Genomic DNA, 18,380 nt, shown 5'->3' with positions numbered 1-18,380 from the left:
CGGGACGGAACGGTTGCCGGTGGCCCGGTACAGCCAGCCGGACAACTCCTTCAGCTCCGGCACCAGCTCGGCCGGGTCCGACATCCGCGACCGCACACCCTCGACGGCGGCGGCGGTCTCGGTGGCGGTCTCGGTGGCGGCGGTGGTGTTCATGGCGGGCTTCCCTTCAGCGGTCTCTCGTGCCTACACCCCACCGACGGACGCCGGGCCCCGGATGTGACAGCCGGCGGGAAAGGGATCGCGGGAACCGCCGAAGGCAGTGCCCGTCAGGGCCGGAGGCCGGCCAGGAGGGCATCGAGGGCCAGGTCGAAGCGGGCCTGGTGGTCGGCCGGGGAGCCGACGCCGCCGATTGATCACCATTGGACGGTGCGGATCCGGTCGGGAACCGCTGCCGGGCCCGCGTCTGTTCAGCCGGTCGGGGCCGGCACGGCCGGCGTCGTCGTCGAAGTGGGCGTCGGGGTCTGCGCGGTGACGACGAGTCGGTGGATCTGCGCGGTCACCAGGTCGGCCGACAGGGTGGGGTGGTTCGCGGTGTCGTCGATCTTGGTGAACAGGATGCGGTTGTCGCCGACGGCCGCGTAGAGGTAGACCGTTGTCGCTCCGCCCGTCGTCTCCAGCGCGCCGGTGGGCGAGAGAATCCGGAAACCGACGGCAGGCGCCTCCAGCCCCTCCAACGGCACCGCCTCGACCTGCAGCTCCCGGTCGCCGCCGGGGCCGGGCAGTCGGAACCGGGAGCAGCCGCCGGAGACGGCGGCGGTCAGGGCGTCGAAGCGCTGCCGGACGTGGCCCTCGGGGAAGCTGCCGAGGTACGCCCCGGTGCGGTTGCGGCGCACGTTGTTCCCGGTGACGTAGATGCGCCGGGCGGCCGCGTCGGGCTGTTCGGCGAGGACGGTGATGATCGGCGCGCAGGCCGGATTCCGCTCTGCGGCCTTCTCGAACCGCGCGGTCGTCTCGGCGTCGGGTGTGCCGTCGACGGTCTCGGTGGTGCTGCCGGCGGGCAGGTCGGCGGCGGACAGCAGCGCGGCCGTCAGCCGCTCCCGCGGCAGGGGTTCGACGCCGAGCCAGCCGGGTTGGGCAGCGGCCGGGGGTGCCGAGGACGGCACCCGGGCCGACGGCGCGAGGTTCGTCCGGCTTCCGTCGTCCGGTGCGGAGCCGGCCGGCTCCGGTGAAGCCGAACAGCCGGCCACCGGCACGAGGAGGAGCAGGAGCAGCGCCAGTACGGTCGTTGCCACGGGTGTGGCCGGCCTTGCCAAAACGTTTCTCCCCGATGTTCCCGCCCCGACCGCCCGCCGAAAGTGCGCGGGCGAAGTTCCTGCGCCGATTATGGCCGCCCGCGCCGGGCCGCGCGCCGGGATTTTCGGCGCACGGTCCGACCTGGGGCGGCCGCGGGAGCATCAGGGTGAGGGCCGTGGCGATGCGGGCCGGTGCGGTGCGGGCCGCGGGCCGCGCAGTTCGGTGTAGACCGACCAGACGACCGAGACGGCGGGGACGGCGACCACCGCGCCGATCACGCCGGCGGCGATGCTGCCCGCGAGGACGGAGACCGCGACCACGACCGGGTGGAGGCTGACCGCCCAGCTCATCACCAGCGGGTGGAGCAGGTGGCCCTCGATCTGGCCGATCACCACGATCAGCAGCAGCACGACGATCGCGATCACCGGGCCGCGGGCGGCCAGGGCGACGAGGGAGGCGACCAGCATCGCGATCGGCGAGCCGACCAGGGGGACGAAGGAGGCGAAGAATTCGAGGACGGTCAGCGGCAGGGCGAGCGGCACGCCGAGGAAGAACAGGGAGATGCCGACCATGATCGCGTTGGTGGCCGCGACGATGAAGATGCCGCGGGTGTAGCCGGCGAAGGTCCGCCACCCCGCGCGGCCGCCCCGGTCGAGGTGGTCCCGGGCGGCGGGCGGCAGTTGGAAGGCGATCCACTGCCACATCCGCTCCCCCGAGTGCAGGAAGAACACCGACATGAAGAGCGCGAGCGCGGCGCCGGTCGCGATCTCGACCACCCGGCCGGCGCCGCTGACGGCCGTGCTGATCAGCGTCGAGCGGTGCTCGGTGACGAAGTCGGAGACCTTGCGCTGGAGGTCGTCGAAGGTGGACGGGTCGAGGCGGAAGGGGGCGCCCTCCAGCAGCTTCTCCAGCCGGTCCAGGCCACCCTGGAACTCCTTGGCCAGGCGGGACACGTCGTCCGCGATGCTCTCGCCGATCAGGGCCAGCAGCCCGGCCGGGACCAGGATCGCCACGGCCAGCCCGACCAGGACGGCGAGCGGACGGGGCAGGACGCGGGCCGCCAGGTCGACCAGTGGCCGGACCACCGAGGTGATCACCAGGGCGAGGAACCCGGCCAGGGTGATCAGGTGGAAGCGCCCCAGCACCATCAGCACCAGGTAGGCGATCGCGGCGACGACGAGCAGCCGCCACGCGTAGTCGGACAGGCGGCGCAGCACCGGGCCTGCGCCGCGTGCGGCGGCCGCCGCGGGGCGGGGCGGCCGGACGGAGCCGGGGCGGGGGGATCCCGGGCGCCTCACCGGCATGCCGCAGGGCCGTGCGCGGCGCGCCGGGTGGTGCGGCGGGCGGCCGGTTGCGCGGGGCGGCCGTGGGGGTGGGGGGTGCTGGGGTGTGAAAGCGGCATGAGCCCTGGATAGCGGGCGGGGCGCCGCGCGGGCTGTTCCCGCGCCGACACACCGGCTCTCCGGGTGATCCTTCGCCCGGTTCCGGGACGCCGCCCGCCGTACCGGCAGGGACGGTCCGATGCGCAGCGCTTGGACCATGGGGGCCCGGGCTCAGGGCCGGGCGGTGCGGCTGAACCCCTGCGTCGGGCGCTCGGGCGGGCGCCGGTGCGGGGCGCTCGGGCCGTGGGGTGTCAGTCCACCAGGCGGGGTGCGAAGTAGTCGCGCAGTCGGGCGATCCGCCCGTCGCGGATGCGGAAGCGTCGCGGCTCATGGCCCCGGCCATGACGTAGCTCTGGAAGATCTCCTGCGGCGTTCGGGACACGGCGGCCTCCCTGGACTGATGCGGACTCGGACTCAGGCCCGGGCCCGGGCCCCGGACGCCCACACCATCACATCGGCGCGGGCGGATGGGCGGTTTCCGGCAACGCCGCGGGCCCGGGCATGCCGGCGGCGGTGCCGCGTCGGTGCGGCACCGCCGGTGGGGGCTCACGGCCGGGTCAGGCAGCGAGGCCGAGGCCCAGGGTGACGGCGACGGGGACGAGGTACAGGAGCGGGAAGGGCACGGTCTTGTACGAGCGGGCCCGCACGTTGGTGATCACGGCGCCGAGGAAGTAGAGGATCAGGCCGACCGCGGCGGCGACGCCGATGGCGGGGATCGCGAGGCCGACCAGCAGGCCGGCGGCACCGGCGAGCTTGGCGAGCGCGAGCGGGGTCCACCACGAGCGGGGAACGCCGTACTCGACGAGCGGCTGGGTGACGAACTCGGCGCGGCGGGCCAGCGAGAAGCCGGAGAAGCCGACCCAGACGGCGCTGACGACGGCGAGGACGACGTGGGCGACAGACACGGTGATACCCCAGATTCGTGTGGACGGAAGCCGGCGGAGGAGCCCCGTCCCGCTTCGTTGCGCTTGCTCGAACACTCCTCTGACCCGTCGCCCGCACCGGATGTGACAGCGCACCCGAAGAAGTTTTCGCGGGCCGCAGGCCGCGGGGGCTGTCGCGAGCCGTCGCGCGGGTGCGGCGTGGGAGGTCGGCCCCGCCGACTTCCCACGCCGCGCCCCACTGCGGAGCCTCGGGTTCGGGGTGGTGCCGGCGGCTTTGACGGCCCGTCCCGGTGGGGCGGGCCGTCAAGGCCGGTGCGCCGGACCGGTGGTGGCCGGTCCGTGGCGTCGGTGGAGCGGTCAGTCGAGTCGCTTGAGCCACCAGAACAGCAGGCCGATGGTTCCCGCGCCGAGGCCGTAGGCCGCGCCGCCGGCGGCCTTCAGCGCCAGCAGCCTTCGGTAGCGGCGGGCGGTGGTTCGGTTGACACGCGGCTCGGCTTCCGCGGGTGCTTCGGGTGTCGGCTTATCCTTCGTCATGCGACCTTCCTGTCACTGAGCAGGGGTGTCCGAACGAGGCCCTCGCCCCCTTCTCTCCAAAGATCCGGGCGGGGGCCTCATCTATTTCGCACGTTAGGTATGTATCTGCGGACTTTCAATTACCAAACGCGCGAATCACCCTAGTGTCGCAACGGATTTGCGCAGCCGGGCCGCGGGCTCGCGGGCAGCGCTGCGGCGACAAGGCTCCGTGGCGCCACTTCCGGCTCCAGGCAATCACGTTCGGGGAGAGAACGGCCCTGCGCAGCAACGCTCCGGGCGCACCCACCGCCGAATTCCGGGGCTTTGCTTCGAGATTCCGGCATGCCACTCAACGGAAGACACCAAGGGCCATAGAACACCGAATTGCATTTCAGCACAAGGGGGCAATTGATCGGCAATTCCGCATTTCGGGACAAGGGGGGCGCGTCCCGGCCTGGCTCCCGGTGCGGCCGCGCAACCCAAGCCGCCACCCACCGCAACCACGCCGTCACAGTTCGCTACGGTAGGGGTGGTGCCGGGTCGGCCGGTGGCCGGGGTCGCCGTTGTGGGCCCGCGGTCGGCCCGCCCTGATTCCCCGACCAGTCGAAGGAGCGATCCTGCCGTGGCCGTCCCGACCCTCGCTCCGCTGCTCGCCCCGGCCGACTTCGCCGCCACCCTGCCGCCGCACGCCGTCTCCGCCTCCGTGCTGCTGACCGACGCGGCCGGCCGCATCCTGATGCTGCACCAGGCCCGGGGCTATCCCGGTCACCCCGCCTGGTGGCAGTTGCCGGGCGGTCTCGGGGATCCGGGTGAGGACCCGGTGGCCACCGCGCGGCGCGAGACGGCCGAGGAGACCGGTATCCGTCTGACCGCGGTGCTGCGCCCGCTCGTCGTCGACTACCGTTCCGCCGCGGACGGCTGGCCCCCCGTCATCGACTTCGCGTTCGACGCCGGCGCGGCGCCGGCCGGGGGTAAGGTGCGGCTCAGTGCGGAGCACGACGCCTGGGCCTGGCGGACGTACGAGGAGTGGCTGCCGGACCTGCAGCCGGAGCAGACGGCCTGGTTCGCCTCGCTCTGGCGGGCCCGCCGCACGGCGGCCACCGCGGTGCTCACCGACGGCCGGGACGTCACCGGCGGCCGGGACGTCACCGACGGCGCGGGCTGAGCGGCGGGCAAGGGGGACGGCCGCACGGCGAGGGGCCGGAGCGCCGCGCGGAGAACCTCATCGACGGGGCCTTACCGGTTCGCCCCCACGTGCTGGATGAGCTCTACCACGGCGGCGGCCTCGGTCGCGCCGAGTCGCGCGAGTGCCGAGTGTGCCTCCTGGAGACAGGCCAGAGCGCGCGCGGTCTGCTCTGTCTTCAGGAGGGCTTCTCCGAGGGCGGCATTGGCGAGCCCCTGGCAGTAGGGCGCGTCCAGCTCCTGCGCGATGGTCAACGACTCGTCGGCGGCCTCGGCGGCGGCACGGTCCTGGCCCGTGGCCAGGAGGGAGGCGGCCAAGCGGGCAAGCGCATAGCCCTCCCAGAGCCGCTGCCGACGAGACTGGAACAGCGCCACCGCCTCGCGCAGCCGGTCGATCGCCTCGGCGGGTGTTCCGGTCGCGGCCAGCACCACACCGAGGTGGTAGAGCGTGTCGGCGAGGACCGGCGTGCTGCCTGTCGCGCGGGCGGCTTCGACCGCCGATCGCCCCGCCCCGACACCCTCTTCGGGCATGCCCAGATGAACGTACTCCCGGGACATGCGCGCCAGGACGTGCGTCTCGGCGGTGGCGGGTCCGACGATGCGGCTGATCCCGAGGGCCTGTTCGTACAGGGGCAGCGCCTCCCCTGAGCGGCCCGTGATGCCGAGCAGGACGGCGAGGCGCACCGATACCACCGCCCGCAGCCGGGTCATGTCGTGCGGTCCCTGGAGGCTCAGGCTGTCGCGGAAGGCCTCCTCGGCACGCCCGTACTTCCCCGCCAGCACGTGTAGGTTGCCCTGCGCGTACCGGATCCGGCCGAGGGAGGCCAGGTCCCGCCGAGACCGTGCTGCGGCGGCGACGGCGTCGAGCACCCCGGGGTCGACGGCCGGCCCCCAGTCCTCCAGGACCTCGGTGAGGGCGACGGCGAGATCGACGGCCGGACGCACCAGTGCGGCCGGCCCGGGGGCCGCCGCTTCGATGCTTCCCAGGACCAGCGGTACGGCGGAGTGGAGCCAGTCCCGGGCCTCCGTGTCCCCGTGCAGGACAAGACCGGGTGTGGAGGGGCTGTGCTGCGGGTCGGGCAGCATGTCGTCCAGTCCCATCGCCTGTACCACGCTGCGTGTCGTGGCGAGCAGGAAGTCCAACAGCCTTATCAGCGCGTCCTGCTGCGCATCGGTGTCGCCGAGTGCTTCGTTCCGCGACCGCGCGTAGAGGCGGAGCAGGTCGTGGAAGCGGTAGCGCCCGGGTGTGTGGCTCTCCAACATGTTCGCCTCGACCAAACTCTCGGCCAGATCCTCGGCCAGATCCTCGTCCGTGCCGAGCAGGGCCGCGATCGCGGAAAGCGGCAGGTCCGGCACGTTGATCAGCGAGAGGAGTCGGAAGGCACGCGCTTCCTCGGGCCGTAGCTGGCCGTAGCCGAGGCCGATGATGGTCTCGACCGCAAGGTTGCCGAGTTGCAGCTCTGAGAGCCGTCGCCGCTGGTCGGCAAGGCGGCGTGCGAGGTCCGAGACACTCCACCTGGGCCGACTGGCGAGCCTCGCGGCGGCGATGCGCACCGCGAGCGGCAGGAAGCCGCAAGCGGTGACCACCGCCAGGGCGGCTTCCGGCTCGGCGTCGACCCGGTGCCGGCCGGCGATCGCGGCGAACAGGTCGAACGCCTCCTGTGGGGTCAGCTCCGCGACGTCCAGGAGGTGTGCGCCGGGCAGCTGCGCGAGCCGGGGCCGGCTGGTGATCAGGACGGCGCTGCCGGGGGCGCCGGGGACGAGCGGCATCACCTGCCGGGCGTCGGCGACGTTGTCCAGCAAGACGAGCATGCGCCGGTCGGCCAGCAGCGAGCGGTAGAGCGCGGCGCGCTGCTCGAAGGAGTCGGGGGGCTCGGCCACACCGAGCGCGTACAGGAAGTCGCCCAGCACGGCGGCCGGATCGGCCGGGCCGCGTAGGCCTGCGCCGCGCAGGTCGACGTAGAGCTGGCCGTCGGGGAAGTCGGCCCGGAGGCTGTGCGCGACGTGCACGGCCAGTGTCGTCTTGCCGACGCCGCCGATGCCGGACAGCGACGCCACCACCGGGGCCTGTCCCGATCCGCCGCGCAGGGTCGCGCGCAGCTCGTGGACCAGGCCGGATCGTCCGGTGAAGTCCGCGACATTCGCCGGCAGTTGGGCAGGCGCAGGGACGGTCGCAAGCTCGTCGCGGCCCGCAGCGGCCGGGGTTTGGGCGAGGGCGGGGTCCCCGGCGAGGATGCGGGTGTGCATCGAGGCGAGCCCGGCGCCTGGCTCCACGCCGAGTTCCTCGATCAGCAGCTTGCGGGTGTCGGTGTAGACGCCCAGTGCCTCGGCCTGGCGTCCGCCCCGGTAGAGCGCGAGCATCAGCAGTTCGCGCGGGCGCTCGCGCAGCGGGTGCTGCCTCGTCAGCTCACTCAGCTCCGTGATCACCTCGGCGCCGTGCCCCAGCTCGATCCGGGACGCCAGCAGGAGTTCGGCCGCGTCGATCCGCTGCTCCGCCAGTTTGGTCCGCAGTGCGCCGGCGTGGAAGCCGGGGAGGGCTGCCAGGGCTTCGTCGCCGTGCCAGAGCGCGAGTGCGTCGGCGGCCGTCCGGGCGGCGGTGGCGTGGTCGCCCGCCGCATGGGCCGCCCCCGCCTCGGCGAGCAGGTTCTCGAAGACGTGGAGGTCGACGGCCGTGCGCGGGAGTTGCAGCTCGTAGCCGTCACTGACGCTGACCAGGGCGGCGTCCGCCCGCGCTGCCGGCCGCTCGTGCACCAGGGCCTTGCGCAGCCGCGAGACGTAGGTGCGGACGGCGGCGACGGCCTGGGAGGGCGCCGGATAGTCCCAGAGGCTGTCGATGATGTCCTGGATCGACATGCGTCTGCCGGCGCGCGCGGCCAGCATGGCGAGGACGGCCCGCTGTTGGGGGGAGCCGAGTGGCAGCTCGGTGGTCCCGCGCCGGGCCCGGACCGGGCCAAGGAGCGAGATCCGCAGTTCGTCCGGGTCGGGCGCGGGGTCGGACGGACGACCGGGCTGGGCGGTCGTGGCCGGTGCCGCCGTCGACGGGTCCTCGGGCGGCGTGCCGGTGGGCGTCCGCGTGCCGGTCTCCCCCGCCCGGCCGGGCTGGGCGGCCGCCTGCCGCAGTTGCCGGGCCTCGGTGGCCCGGCCGGTGCGTTCGAGGGCTTCGGCCAGCTGGGCCCCGAAGCGCCCGCTTGCGGGGAACTCGGCGGTGAGGGCGCGTAGTTCGGGGATCACGGCGGCGGGCCGGTCGAGGTGCAGATCGGCGTCGATCCGCAGGCCCAGCGTCTCCAGTCGCAGGGCCTCCAGCGCCTGCCGTTCCTCCTCCAGCCGCCCGTGGGTGCGCACGCCGCCCAGCGCCGGGCCACTCCAGCAGGCCAGGGCCCGGTCGAGCAGGTCGTGTGCCGCCCCGGGCCGGCCGTCGGCGAGGGCCGCTCGGCCCTGGTCGGCCAGCGCACGGAACCGGGTAACGTCCACACGGGTGGGGTCGACGTCGAGCAGGTAGCTCTTGTCCTGCGCCTGCAGGAGGGCGGGCGCGGCGGCGTTCGCGGCCCGCAGGTGGGTGCGCAGCCGGCTCACCAGGGAGTGCAGTTGCGCGCGCGAGCGCGGTGGCTTGGGGGCCGCGTCGCCCCAGATGTCGGTGATGAGCTGCTGGACGGCGACGGGCTGTCCGGGGGTGATCAGCAGGGCCGCCAGCAGGGCCAGGGCGTTCGCGCCGCCGACCGGAGTGTGCGCGCCGTCGACCGTCAGCGTCACCGGCCCCAGCAGCCGCGCCTCGACCCTCATCGCCCCTCCCCTCACCGGGACTTCGCCCGTCCCGCCGCCCCTCACCGGGACTCCTCCGGTTCGTCGGAGAGGATCCATTCGCGCTGGCGCAGCAGTTGTTCGGGCCGGTGCGCGTACTGCCGCTGCCAGGTGCGCAGTTCCTCGTCGAGCAGTTCCAGTGCGCGGCGGCGGGCGCCGGCCCGGACCAGCGCCGTCGTCAGCAGGAGCACGATCCCGTCGTCGCCCGGGTGTTCCAGGTGCAGTTGCTGGAGGTCGACGACCGCTTCGGAGACCGCGCCGAGTTCCAGGCGGGCGCGGGCGGCGCGGGTGCGCAGGTCCTGGCGGACGTCGAGCAGGCCCTGGCGGACCGCCCGCACGTAGGGCGTGGGCTGCAGGTCTGCGAGCGGTTGCCCGCGCCACAGGGACTGTGCGGCGAGGCACATGTTCAGCACCTCCCCGGTGTTGCCTTCGTCTTCCAACTCCCTGCCACGGTCGGCCAGTCGGCGGAAGGCGAGGATGTCCACCGCTTCGGTGCCGATGTGCAGTGCGTAGCTCGCCTGGTCGGGTGAGTGGCCCGGGTGGCTGGTGAGGGGCGGGGCGGGGGCGTCGGCCGGGGCGTGCTGGCGCAGGTGCCGGCGCAGGTGGTGGACGTGGCCCTGGATCGCGTTGACGGCGGTCGTCGGCGCGCCGGCCGGCCAGAGCCGCTCCCGGATCACCGCGACCGGGACGGCCTGCGAGCGGGCGAGCAGCAGGAGGGCCAGCAGGGCCCGGCGCTGCGGCGGGCCGATGGCGATCGCGAGTGGGCCCCGGCGGGCGGTCACCGGTCCCAGGAGGGCGAACTGAAGGTCTGCCACCACGCCTGGCACAGTAACAGCTTGCTCAGAATCCGTTAAGTGAGCGTGCAGCGCGGACGTTTCGCGAACGTTTAGCCGTTGGCGCGATGCTGGATCCAGACGTGTGGCGACTTGCCCAGTCCGCCGTCGTTGCAGGTGAGGACCCTCGGGGGTGGTAGCCCGGGGGGTCTCGCCCCCTTTGGCGTTCCCCGGTGTTGCCGGCGGCGCTGTTGCCGCCCGTGTCGTGTGGGCTAGCGTCGGCCGCAACGTCAGTGTGCGGCACGGCGGTTGGCCTCTCCTACCAAGGGGCCGCGGCACCGTTCCGCCTTCGCCCCGCACTGCCGGACCGGACTGGGCTCGTCACAACAAGGGGTCTCCACATGCAGGTTCAGATGTCCGCTGTGCTCGTCGCCGGGGTTGTCGCCCTGGCGTTCTTCGCCCTGGTGGGCTTCCTGGTGTCGGCGTCGCGCGGTGCGCGGCGCCAGGTGGCCGTGCTGGCCGTGGTCGTCACGCTGCTCGGGGTGCTGCCCACGATCCTGTACGCGTTCTCGGTGATCGCCGCCCCGGCCGGCGCCTCCGGCTGATGCGCGCGGGTGCCCGGCCCCGCGCGCCTGCGGGGCCGGGCCTCGGCTCAACGTCGCTGCCCGTGCTGCCGGTTGGGGAATTCGCGGGGATTTCGACCGGGCTCGCGCCTAGGATCGACGGTCATGGCTGACGATGATCCCTACCCTCCGAGCAGTGCCTACGACCACGGGTTCCTCGACACGGGGGACGGCAACCGCATCTACTACGAGCAGTTCGGCAGCCCCGACGGCAAGCCGGCCCTGAATGTGCACGGCGGCCCGGGCTCCGGCGCGTCGCGCAGGCCGCCGACGGCCTGGGACCCCGCGTGCTACCGGCTGATCCGCTTCGACCAGCGCAACTGCGGCCGCAGCACCCCGCACGCCGGCGACCCGGCCGCGGACATGAGCCTGAACACCACGCAGCACCTGATCGACGACATGGAGCGGCTGCGCGAGCACCTGGGCGTCGAGCGCTGGCTGTTGTTCGGCGCCTCCTGGGGCTCGACGCTCGTCCTGGCCTATGCGCAGCAACACCCCGGGCGGGTCAGCGAGATGATCATCCCGGCGGTGACGACGACCCGCCGCGCCGAGACCGACTGGCTGTACCGGGGTGCGGGACGCTTCCAGCCCGAGGCGTGGGACCGGTTCCGTGACGGCGTCCCCGAGGACGAGCGGGACGGCGATCTGGTGGCGGCCTACGCGCGGCTGATGGAGCACTCCGACCGGGCCGTCCGGGAGAAGGCCGCGGCCGACTGGGTGGCCTGGGAGGACGCGGTCATCTCGAACGAGCCGAACGGCGTGCCCGGCATGTACAGCGCCCGCGAGGCCGACGAGCGAATCGCGTTCGTGCGGATCTGCGCCCACTTCTTCAGCCACGGCGCGTGGTTGGAGGAGGAGCAGTTGCTGCGGAACGCCCACAAGTTGGCCGGGATCCCGGGGGTGCTGGTCCACGGCCGGCACGACATGGGCAGCCCGGTGCAGACGGCGTGGGAGCTGGCGAAGGCGTGGCCGGGCGCGCGGCTGCACATCGTCGAGGACTCCGGGCACGCCGGCAGCAACGCCCTGCGCGACGTGGTCCGGGCGGCCATCGAGGAGTTCAAGACCCGCTGAGCGCGGCCCCGGGCGGGTGGGGCCCGGGCGTGGGAACGGTGCCGGCCCCGGGCGCGCGGTGTGCGCAACCGGGGCCGGGGGGCCGGAGCCTGGGCTCAGGCGGTGGCGTCGATGCCGAGGTCGGTGAGCAGGGCGCGGATGCGCTGCTCGATCTCGTCGCGGATCGGGCGGACGGCGTCGACGCCCTGGCCGGCCGGGTCCGCCAGCTTCCAGTCGAGGTAGCGCTTGCCGGGGAAGTACGGGCAGGCGTCGCCGCAGCCCATGGTGATCACGACGTCGGAGGCCTGGACGGCCTCGGTGGTCAGGACCTTGGGGATCTCGGCGGAGATGTCGATGCCGGCCTCGCCCATGGCCTCGACGACGGCCGGGTTGACGGTGTCGGCCGGGGCGGAGCCGGCGGAGCGGACCTCGACCCGGCCGGCGGCGAGGTGGGCGAGGAAGGCGGCGGCCATCTGGGAGCGGCCGGCGTTGTGCACGCAGACGAACAGGACGGACGGCACGGCGGGGGTGCTCACGGCAGGGTACTTCCTTGATCGGGGGTGCGGTCGGAGGGTGCGGAGGCCGGACTGTCAGCGGCCTGCGGCGGCGAGCGGGCGGTCGGGCTGTGCGGCCGGCTCGACGCCGCCGCGCGCCGGAGCCGGCCGGCCGAACAGGACGGCCACCAGGGCGAGCCCGAGCACCAGGCCGCCCAGCTGGGCGGTGACGAACGGCAGCACGGAGGCGGGCCGGATGCCTGTGAAGGTGTCGGTGAAGGCCCGGCCGACGGTCACGGCGGGGTTGGCGAAGCTGGTCGAGGAGGTGAACCAGTACGCGGCGCCGATGTAGGAGGAGACCACGACCGGCGCCAGGTGCGCACGGCCGACCCGGCCGAGGCCGAGGACCAGCAGGACCAGGCCGGCGGTCGCCACCACCTCGCCCAGCCACAGGTGCGGGGCCGAGCGGTCGTGGGCGGACCAGCGCACGAGCGGTTCGCCGAACATCGCGTCCGCCAGCACCGCGCCGCCGATCGCCCCCGCGACCTGGGCGGGCAGGTAGGCGGCGACCTCCCGCGGGGTGGGGCCGTCGCCCGTGCGGCGTCCGGCCCACCAGGCGGCGAGGGTGACGGCCGGGTTGAAGTGCGCGCCGGAGACCGGCCCGAGCAGGGTGATCAGCACGCCGAGGCCGAACACGGTGGCCAGGGAGTTGGCCAGCAGCTGCACCCCGGTGTCGTGGGAGAGGCCGGCGGCCTGGATGCCGGAGCCGACGACGACGGCGACCAGTGCGGCGGTACCGGCGAGCTCGACCGCGGCCCGGCGGGCGAGCGGGGCGGGGGCCGTCACCGGGGGTCGCCGCCGGGTGCCGGGGCCTGGAGCAGGGACGACAGGCGGGCGAGGGCGGCCGGCAGCACCCAGTAGTAGACCCAGGTCCCGCGCCGCTCGGAGCCGACCAGGCCGGCCTCGCGCAGCACCTTCAGGTGGTGGGAGATGGTCGGCTGGGAGACGTCGAACGGCCCGGTCAGGTCGCAGACGCACGCCTCGCCGCCCTCGTGCGAGGCGATCAGCGACAGCAGGCGCAGCCGCACCGGGTCGGAGAGCGCCTTGAACATGCGGGCCAGGTCGGCAGCGGCCTCCTCACCCAGCGGCTCGCGGACCATCGGCGAGCAGCACACGGCGGCGGCCGCGTCCCGATCCTGGTCGAGCACCTTCAACTCCGGATTCGACATGCGTCTATGTTGACGCTCATCGATTCCGGTGGCAACCTCGCTTGTATCGACATACGTCGATACAAGGACCCCGGATCGGGAAGGACCCGCCATGTCCCGTGTTCAGCTCGCCCTGCGCGTCGCCGACCTCGAAGGCTCCGTCGCCTTCTACTCCAAGCTCTTCGGCACCGAGCCCGCCAAGCGCCGCCCCGGCTACGCGAACTTCGCCGTCGCCGAGCCCCCGCTCAAGCTCGTCCTCATCGAGGGCGAAGCCGGCCAGGAGACCCGCCTGGACCACCTCGGTGTCGAGGTCGCCACCACCGGGCAGGTCGCCGCCGCCGACGCCCGCCTCCGGGACGCCGGCCTGGCCACCGTCGAGGAGCACGACACCACCTGCTGCTACGCGCTCCAGGACAAGGTCTGGGTCCACGGCCCCGGCGGCGAGCCCTGGGAGGTCTACACCGTCAAGGCCGACGCCCCCGAAGCGAGCCCCGGCGCGAACACGGGCGAGAGCGCCGGCGCACCGGTCGGCGCCTGCTGCGGCACCGCCACGGGGCTGCTCCCGAAACGCCTCCGGGCCGCGCCGGCAGGTGTCCCCTCTCTTTCATGTTCGTGCGCCGGGGGGTGAAGGACAAGACTGCAATTTCTGCGCCGCAGCCGGGACCATGGGGGTCATGACCTCCCCAATCCCCGATCTCGGCAAGCCTGTTGACGACCTCGCCGGGCGGCTTGCGCACGTGCGCTGGATCGCCGGCGGCACGGGCGCCGGCAAGAGCACGCTGACCCGGCTGCTCGCCGAGCGCCACGACGTGACCGTCTACGACGGCGACCGTGCCGAGCACGGCTGGCTCGACCGGTGCACGCCGCAGCGTCACCCCCACCTGGCCGCGCTGCGGGACCAGTCGCCCGGGGCGATGTGGCACGACCGCACCGCACAGCAGATGTTGCGGGCCATGCCCGGCCTGCACGGCGAAACCGTCGGGCTCCTGGTCGAGGACCTCCTCGCCCTGCCCGCCCGACGCACCGTCCTGGTCGACTACTTCGGGCTCCTCCCCCGCCACCTCGCACCGCTGCTGCGCCGCGCCGACCAGGCCGTCTTCCTGCTGCCCACCCCCGGCTTCCGGCAGGACGTCCTCACCGCCCGGTATGCGGATCCCGCCCGGGCCCGGGCCACTTGGGGCGAGGCGGACCCGGCGGAGGCACTGGCCGCACGCCTCGCCCGCGACGCGCTCTGGGACGAGGAGATCCGCCGGCAGGCCCCGCTCCACAGGGTCGACACCCTCATCGTCGACGGCACCACCCCCGTCGACGACCTGGCCCGGCACCTCGCCGCCCGGTTCGGCCTGGCCTGACGCGCGGACCTGCAGCATCAGGCAAAACCCTTGCGGCGGACAGGAGATGGCGCCGGAACCGGTCAGTCCGGCGCCTGCTCCGGCGGGGGCGGGCCCGCCATCGCCCAGCGGATGAGGCGCACCACGGCCCGGCCCGCCGGCCGGACGAGCGCGGGCTCCAGCAGCGGCACGGACGGCGGCAGGCCGAGGAGCCGGCGGGACTGCGGCGGGAGCAGCGAGACGGCCGCGCCGGCGAGGGCGGTGTAGGCGGGGCGGGCCGCGAGCGGCAGGGGCGGGTGGAGCAGGAGGAACCTGGCCGTGTCCCGCGCCTGGGTCGTGGCGTCGAGTTCCGGCCCGTACGCGCGCAGGAGGGCGGCGAGTTCGGCGCGGTTGCGTGGCGGGTCGACCACGCCCAGTGCCGAGGCGACGCGGGCGGTGTCGGCGAGGTAGCCGTCGCAGCCGGCCGGGTCGAGCGGTGCGGCGCCGAAGGCCTGGTGGGACCGGAGGAAGCTGTCGACCTCGGCGGCGTGGACCCATCCGAGCAGGTGCGGGTCGGCCGCCCGGTAGCTCTGCCCGGACGCGGTGGTGCCGCTGATCCGGGCGTGGACGGCGCGGACGCGGTCCACCGCGGCCTGTGCGTCCTCGGCGGTTGCGAAGGTGGTGACGGCCAGGAACGTGCTGGTGCGCTGGAGGCGGCCCCACGGGTCGCTCCGGAAGCCGGAGTGGGCGGTGACGGCCGCCATGGCCAGCGGGTGGAGGGACTGCAGCAGCAGGGCGCGCAGCCCGCCGACGAACATGGCCGCGTCCCCGTGGACGGTGCGGATCGGCCGCTGCGGGCCGAACCAGCGCGGCCCCGGCCGCCCGTGTATCCGCTGCCGCACGGCGGGACCGTCCGGGCCGGCCACCCGGGCGAACAGCTCGGCTCCGAGCCGCTCCCGCAGCCCGGCCACCGATCCGCCGCTCCGGGCGGTCTGCGCGTCGTCCACACCGGACTCCTGCCCCGTGGCGGCCGCCTTGCCCCGTGCGGCCGGTGGGTTTCTCGGCCGGGCGGCCGTTCGCCCGGGCCCGGCCCGTGGTCGCGCGTGGGGCAGGGCGGCCGGGCAGTCGGGCCGCGCCGACGGGGGTCAGGGACGGGGCGCGGAGGACGCCGAGGCTCCGGCGGTGGGGGCGGCGGCGAGTGCGGCGACCGCGACCGCCTGGGTCCGGGCGGCGGCCTGGTCCAGCGGGAGGTGTTCGCCGCCGGCGGGGAAGAAGTCGATCGAACCGACCGCGTTGTAGTTCGCCCAGAAGCAGGTGGTCATCGGGAAGGTGGCGGCGACGTTCTGCTGGCACTTCACCACCAGGGCACGGGTGGTGAACAGCCGCGGCTCGCCGATGCGCTCCCGGCCGTAGTCGGCGCTCAGCTTCATCGTGTGCTCGAAGGACCTGTCCAGGGCGGCGCCGGGGTCCGCGACCGCGGCGAACAGCTTGGTCCGGGCGGTGAAGTGGGGCACCGTCGCGGTGTGCGCGCCGCTGCTGAGCCTGAGGCGCGGGTTGCCGAAGCACGACGCGCCGGCCTGGTCGTCGTCACCGTCCTGCCCCTGCAGCGCGGGCAGGTCGTCGACGCCGAAGACGTGCATGTCCAGGTCGCTCCCGAAGTGGAAGCCGCCCTCGCCCTTGGCGCAGGTCATGCCGTCCAGCTTCGGCACGTTGATCCTGGCATAGCGGGTGCCCGGGTCGGGTCCGAGCTTCTCGGCCTTCGGCGCCGCGGCCGCCGTGACGGTTGCCGCACCGCCGCCCGCCCCGCCGGACCCGCACCCCGCGACCAGCGCCCCCAGCGACAGCACGGCCGCCGCGATCCCCCGATTCCGCATGTCCTGTTCGTCCCTCTCGCAACCCCGTAAACGATCATCGCGAATCCTAGGGTGCCGCCCGGACCTCCGGTGCCACGGGGTGGCCCCGGGCGGCCACCCGGGGCCGAAGGCGTCAGGGGGGGTGGGCGGGTGTGCGTCAGGCGGCGACGTTCAGGGTGAGCTCGGCGGTGTGCAGGCGGCCGGCGGTCTGGAACTGCAGGAAGACCCGCCAGTTCCCGGCCGTGGCGAGCATCGCGTGGAAGGTCAGCACCGGGCCGCCGCCGTGGTCGGCGTCGGCCTTGTCCGCCGGGTGGAGGTGGGCCAGTGCCTGGTCGCCCTCGTGGAAGGCGGTGAGGTGGGCGTAGCTGTCCAGGTAGGGCTGGAGGTCGGTGACCGGCCGGCCGTCCTTGGTGACGGTGGCGGTCAGCCGGTACGCGCCGGCCATCGGTTCGCCGGTGAGGGCGACGGTGTAGCCGTCGACGGTGGCGGTGCCGGCCGGGGCAGGCAGCGGCACCGTCGTGCTCGTGCCGGGCACCGTCACGACGCGGCTGAGCACGATCTCGGTGCCGTGGTGGGGGGCAGCGCTCGGCAGGAACGAGGCGTACAGCCGCCAGCTGCCCGGGGTGAGGGCGGCGAGGTCCGCGGTCCAGGTGCCGTCGGCGGCCATCTCGGGGTGCAGGTGCTGGAAGCCGGTGAGGTCGGAGCGGATCGCGTAGAAGTGCAGCTTCCTGGTCTGGTGCACCTCGAAGTCGGTGACCGGCCGGCCGTCGGGGCCGGTGATGGTGAAGGAGTAGCCCGTGGCCCGGCCGACGGGCAGTTCGGTGGCCGTGGCATCCAGGCGGTAGCCGTCCCGTTCGGCGGCGAGGCCCCGGTCAGTGCCGGCCGGGTCGGGCGCGACGGCTGCGGCCGGCGCGGCGGTGACCGCAGCCGCCCCCGCGGCCGCAGCGCGCTGCCCGCCGGGCGGCGCGTCCGCGGGGCGGGGCTCCGGGGAGGGGTCGCAGGCGACGATGGCGGCGAGGAGCAGCACGGGCACGCAGGACAGCACCGCCCAGCGGCGGGCGAGGGCGCGGGGGTCGGCGGCCATCAGCGGCAGCCCCCTGCCGCACGGGCGCACTCGACGGCGGCAGCGGCAGCACGGTCGGTACGGCGATGACACGCCATGATCGCTCTCCCCTTCTCCTGGTCGGCCGGTGCCGCTCGGAACTCGGCCCCACATGACAGGAGACCGCCGGCGGTCGCCGCGATAACCAAAAGTTCGGATCGAATCCGTTCGGATCCGTCCGGCTCAGGAGCTGCGGGGTCGGTTCGGCCCGCCGGCGGGCGGGCTACCGGCTCTTGGCGGTGCGTGTTCCCGGGCCCGTGCGCCGCATCCGGCCTCCGGGGTTCGCCGCATTCGCCGGGGCGGCGGCCGGGCTTCTATCCGGCTCCGGCTCGGTGGATAGATCAAGTATCCCAGTATTCGGACGTATCCGTCACCGTCCCCCGGGAGGATATTCTGTGGCGATTTGCCCGCTTAAGGTTGCCGATGACCAGTGAAGACGTCCATCTGGCTTGGAGTTTGGAGTGGGGATGACATCCGGCGTTGCCGAAGTAACCGCGGAGCTCACGGACATGGCGGCGGCAGATCACCGGGCCGCGCGTTTCGCGAACAGCGACGACCCGGCGGAGCAGTTGGCGTGGCGTCGCTTGACCGCGCAGCACGCGGATCGTCTCGCCGAGATCATGAACGCGCACGGGTGGCCGACCGCGGCACTGGTCGGCGAGGACGCGGCCCGGGCCGCGTGGTTGATCGCGCAGCACGCCGACCGGCAGCTCGACGTTCAGCGGCGCGCGCTGCGGCTGATGGAACAGGCGGTGGCCGAGGACGCCGCCGACCCGCACGATCTGGCCTTCCTGCGCGACCGCACGCTCGTCAACGAAGGGCGGAAGCAGATCTACGGCACGCAGATCGCCGGGGTGAGGGACGGCTCGCCGATCCCGTGGCCCTGCGAGGATCCCGAGCGCATGGACGAGCGCCGCGCAGAGGTCGGTATCCCCCCGTTCGACGAGTACGTCGCCCGGTTCTCGCCCGCCTGAC

Annotated in this window: 18 protein-coding genes; 6 read left to right on the top strand and 12 right to left on the bottom strand. The window is 74.0% G+C overall.

Annotated features, from left to right (window positions below; translation table 11 throughout):
* Positions 1–407 precede the first annotated feature (407 nt).
* From ACIPSC_RS32350 to ACIPSC_RS32335, 4 genes are all read right to left on the bottom strand, one after another.
* A complete protein-coding gene (locus ACIPSC_RS32350) occupies positions 408–1,232 on the bottom strand; it encodes a hypothetical protein (protein WP_400831207.1) in 825 nt (274 codons plus the stop codon).
* A 162-nt stretch (positions 1,233–1,394) separates the two neighbouring features.
* Positions 1,395–2,537: an AI-2E family transporter gene (locus ACIPSC_RS32345; RefSeq protein ID WP_400831204.1), complete on the bottom strand. Its 1,143-nt coding sequence runs from the start codon at positions 2,535–2,537 to the stop codon at positions 1,395–1,397.
* A 635-nt stretch (positions 2,538–3,172) separates the two neighbouring features.
* Complete coding sequence (locus tag ACIPSC_RS32340; RefSeq protein WP_400831202.1) at positions 3,173–3,520, bottom strand: DoxX family protein; 348 nt, start codon at positions 3,518–3,520, stop codon at positions 3,173–3,175.
* Between the two features lie 336 nt (positions 3,521–3,856).
* Positions 3,857–4,033, bottom strand: coding sequence for a hypothetical protein (locus ACIPSC_RS32335; protein WP_400831199.1), 177 nt, complete (start codon positions 4,031–4,033; stop codon positions 3,857–3,859).
* A 601-nt stretch (positions 4,034–4,634) separates the two neighbouring features.
* Here ACIPSC_RS32335 and ACIPSC_RS32330 point away from each other — a divergent pair.
* Positions 4,635–5,177: an NUDIX domain-containing protein gene (locus ACIPSC_RS32330; protein WP_400831197.1), complete on the top strand. Its 543-nt coding sequence runs from the start codon at positions 4,635–4,637 to the stop codon at positions 5,175–5,177.
* Positions 5,178–5,248: 71 nt separating this feature from the next.
* Here the strand turns inward: ACIPSC_RS32330 and ACIPSC_RS32325 are convergent, their stop codons facing one another.
* On the bottom strand, positions 5,249–8,974 hold the full coding sequence (locus ACIPSC_RS32325; protein ID WP_400831194.1) for an AfsR/SARP family transcriptional regulator: 3,726 nt from the start codon (positions 8,972–8,974) through the stop codon (positions 5,249–5,251).
* 41 nt (positions 8,975–9,015) lie between these two features.
* Positions 9,016–9,810 (bottom strand): BTAD domain-containing putative transcriptional regulator, encoded by a 795-nt coding sequence (locus tag ACIPSC_RS32320; protein ID WP_400831192.1) that lies wholly within the window; start codon positions 9,808–9,810, stop codon positions 9,016–9,018.
* A gap of 356 nt (positions 9,811–10,166) precedes the next feature.
* Between ACIPSC_RS32320 and ACIPSC_RS32315 the strand changes: the two genes are divergently transcribed.
* Positions 10,167–10,370, top strand: a complete 204-nt coding sequence (locus tag ACIPSC_RS32315) for a hypothetical protein (protein ID WP_400831190.1) — start codon at positions 10,167–10,169, stop codon at positions 10,368–10,370.
* A 123-nt stretch (positions 10,371–10,493) separates the two neighbouring features.
* Positions 10,494–11,459, top strand: a complete 966-nt coding sequence (gene pip / locus ACIPSC_RS32310; protein ID WP_400831187.1) for a prolyl aminopeptidase — start codon at positions 10,494–10,496, stop codon at positions 11,457–11,459.
* 95 nt (positions 11,460–11,554) lie between these two features.
* Here pip and ACIPSC_RS32305 read toward each other — a convergent pair whose 3' ends face one another.
* The 3 genes from ACIPSC_RS32305 to ACIPSC_RS32295 are packed head-to-tail and all read right to left on the bottom strand — an operon-like array spanning position 11,555 to position 13,092.
* A complete protein-coding gene (locus tag ACIPSC_RS32305) occupies positions 11,555–11,974 on the bottom strand; it encodes an arsenate reductase ArsC (protein WP_400831183.1) in 420 nt (139 codons plus the stop codon).
* A 54-nt stretch (positions 11,975–12,028) separates the two neighbouring features.
* A complete protein-coding gene (locus tag ACIPSC_RS32300) occupies positions 12,029–12,778 on the bottom strand; it encodes an aquaporin (RefSeq protein WP_400831179.1) in 750 nt (249 codons plus the stop codon).
* Positions 12,775–13,092 carry an ArsR/SmtB family transcription factor gene (locus tag ACIPSC_RS32295; protein ID WP_400831220.1) on the bottom strand — a complete coding sequence of 106 codons (318 nt, stop codon included), beginning with the start codon at positions 13,090–13,092 and terminating at the stop codon, positions 12,775–12,777. The genes ACIPSC_RS32300 and ACIPSC_RS32295 overlap by 4 nt, the downstream gene beginning before the upstream one ends.
* A 160-nt stretch (positions 13,093–13,252) precedes the next feature.
* Between ACIPSC_RS32295 and ACIPSC_RS32290 the strand changes: the two genes are divergently transcribed.
* Positions 13,253–13,768 carry an ArsI/CadI family heavy metal resistance metalloenzyme gene (locus ACIPSC_RS32290; protein WP_400831176.1) on the top strand — a complete coding sequence of 172 codons (516 nt, stop codon included), beginning with the start codon at positions 13,253–13,255 and terminating at the stop codon, positions 13,766–13,768.
* 46 nt (positions 13,769–13,814) lie between these two features.
* The gene (locus ACIPSC_RS32285; RefSeq protein ID WP_400831172.1) at positions 13,815–14,492 is read left to right on the top strand and encodes a hypothetical protein; all 678 of its coding nucleotides are present in this window, start codon (positions 13,815–13,817) and stop codon (positions 14,490–14,492) included.
* Between the two features lie 62 nt (positions 14,493–14,554).
* Here the strand turns inward: ACIPSC_RS32285 and ACIPSC_RS32280 are convergent, their stop codons facing one another.
* The 3 genes from ACIPSC_RS32280 to ACIPSC_RS32270 all read right to left on the bottom strand — a co-directional run bounded on the left by ACIPSC_RS32280 (position 14,555) and on the right by ACIPSC_RS32270 (position 17,387).
* Entirely contained in the window at positions 14,555–15,457 is a 903-nt protein-coding gene (locus ACIPSC_RS32280) for an oxygenase MpaB family protein (RefSeq protein WP_400831169.1), read from the bottom strand.
* Between the two features lie 138 nt (positions 15,458–15,595).
* Positions 15,596–16,324, bottom strand: coding sequence for a hypothetical protein (locus ACIPSC_RS32275; RefSeq protein WP_400831165.1), 729 nt, complete (start codon positions 16,322–16,324; stop codon positions 15,596–15,598).
* 136 nt (positions 16,325–16,460) lie between these two features.
* Positions 16,461–17,387, bottom strand: a complete 927-nt coding sequence (locus ACIPSC_RS32270; protein ID WP_400831162.1) for a hypothetical protein — start codon at positions 17,385–17,387, stop codon at positions 16,461–16,463.
* A 485-nt stretch (positions 17,388–17,872) separates the two neighbouring features.
* On the opposite strand from ACIPSC_RS32270, the gene ACIPSC_RS32265 reads away from it, so the two are divergent.
* On the top strand, positions 17,873–18,379 hold the full coding sequence (locus ACIPSC_RS32265; protein WP_400831160.1) for a DUF6624 domain-containing protein: 507 nt from the start codon (positions 17,873–17,875) through the stop codon (positions 18,377–18,379).
* Position 18,380 lies beyond the last annotated feature (1 nt).

The sequence above is a fragment of the Kitasatospora sp. NPDC090091 genome (assembly GCF_044747365.1).
Lineage (GTDB): Bacteria > Actinomycetota > Actinomycetes > Streptomycetales > Streptomycetaceae > Kitasatospora.
This window is presented reverse-complemented; position numbering and strand designations above follow the sequence as displayed.

Coding starts and splice junctions, on each gene's coding strand:
- ACIPSC_RS32275 (WP_400831165.1), bottom strand. CDS start 16,324: ATGCGGAATCGGGGGATCGCGGCGGCCGTGCTGTCGCTGGGGGCGCTG.
- pip (WP_400831187.1), top strand. CDS start 10,494: ATGGCTGACGATGATCCCTACCCTCCGAGCAGTGCCTACGACCACGGG.
- ACIPSC_RS32295 (WP_400831220.1), bottom strand. CDS start 13,092: ATGGTCCGCGAGCCGCTGGGTGAGGAGGCCGCTGCCGACCTGGCCCGC.
- ACIPSC_RS32325 (WP_400831194.1), bottom strand. CDS start 8,974: ATGAGGGTCGAGGCGCGGCTGCTGGGGCCGGTGACGCTGACGGTCGAC.
- ACIPSC_RS32290 (WP_400831176.1), top strand. CDS start 13,253: ATGTCCCGTGTTCAGCTCGCCCTGCGCGTCGCCGACCTCGAAGGCTCC.
- ACIPSC_RS32315 (WP_400831190.1), top strand. CDS start 10,167: ATGCAGGTTCAGATGTCCGCTGTGCTCGTCGCCGGGGTTGTCGCCCTG.
- ACIPSC_RS32285 (WP_400831172.1), top strand. CDS start 13,815: ATGACCTCCCCAATCCCCGATCTCGGCAAGCCTGTTGACGACCTCGCC.
- ACIPSC_RS32270 (WP_400831162.1), bottom strand. CDS start 17,387: ATGGCCGCCGACCCCCGCGCCCTCGCCCGCCGCTGGGCGGTGCTGTCC.
- ACIPSC_RS32345 (WP_400831204.1), bottom strand. CDS start 2,537: ATGCCGGTGAGGCGCCCGGGATCCCCCCGCCCCGGCTCCGTCCGGCCG.
- ACIPSC_RS32335 (WP_400831199.1), bottom strand. CDS start 4,033: ATGACGAAGGATAAGCCGACACCCGAAGCACCCGCGGAAGCCGAGCCG.
- ACIPSC_RS32265 (WP_400831160.1), top strand. CDS start 17,873: ATGACATCCGGCGTTGCCGAAGTAACCGCGGAGCTCACGGACATGGCG.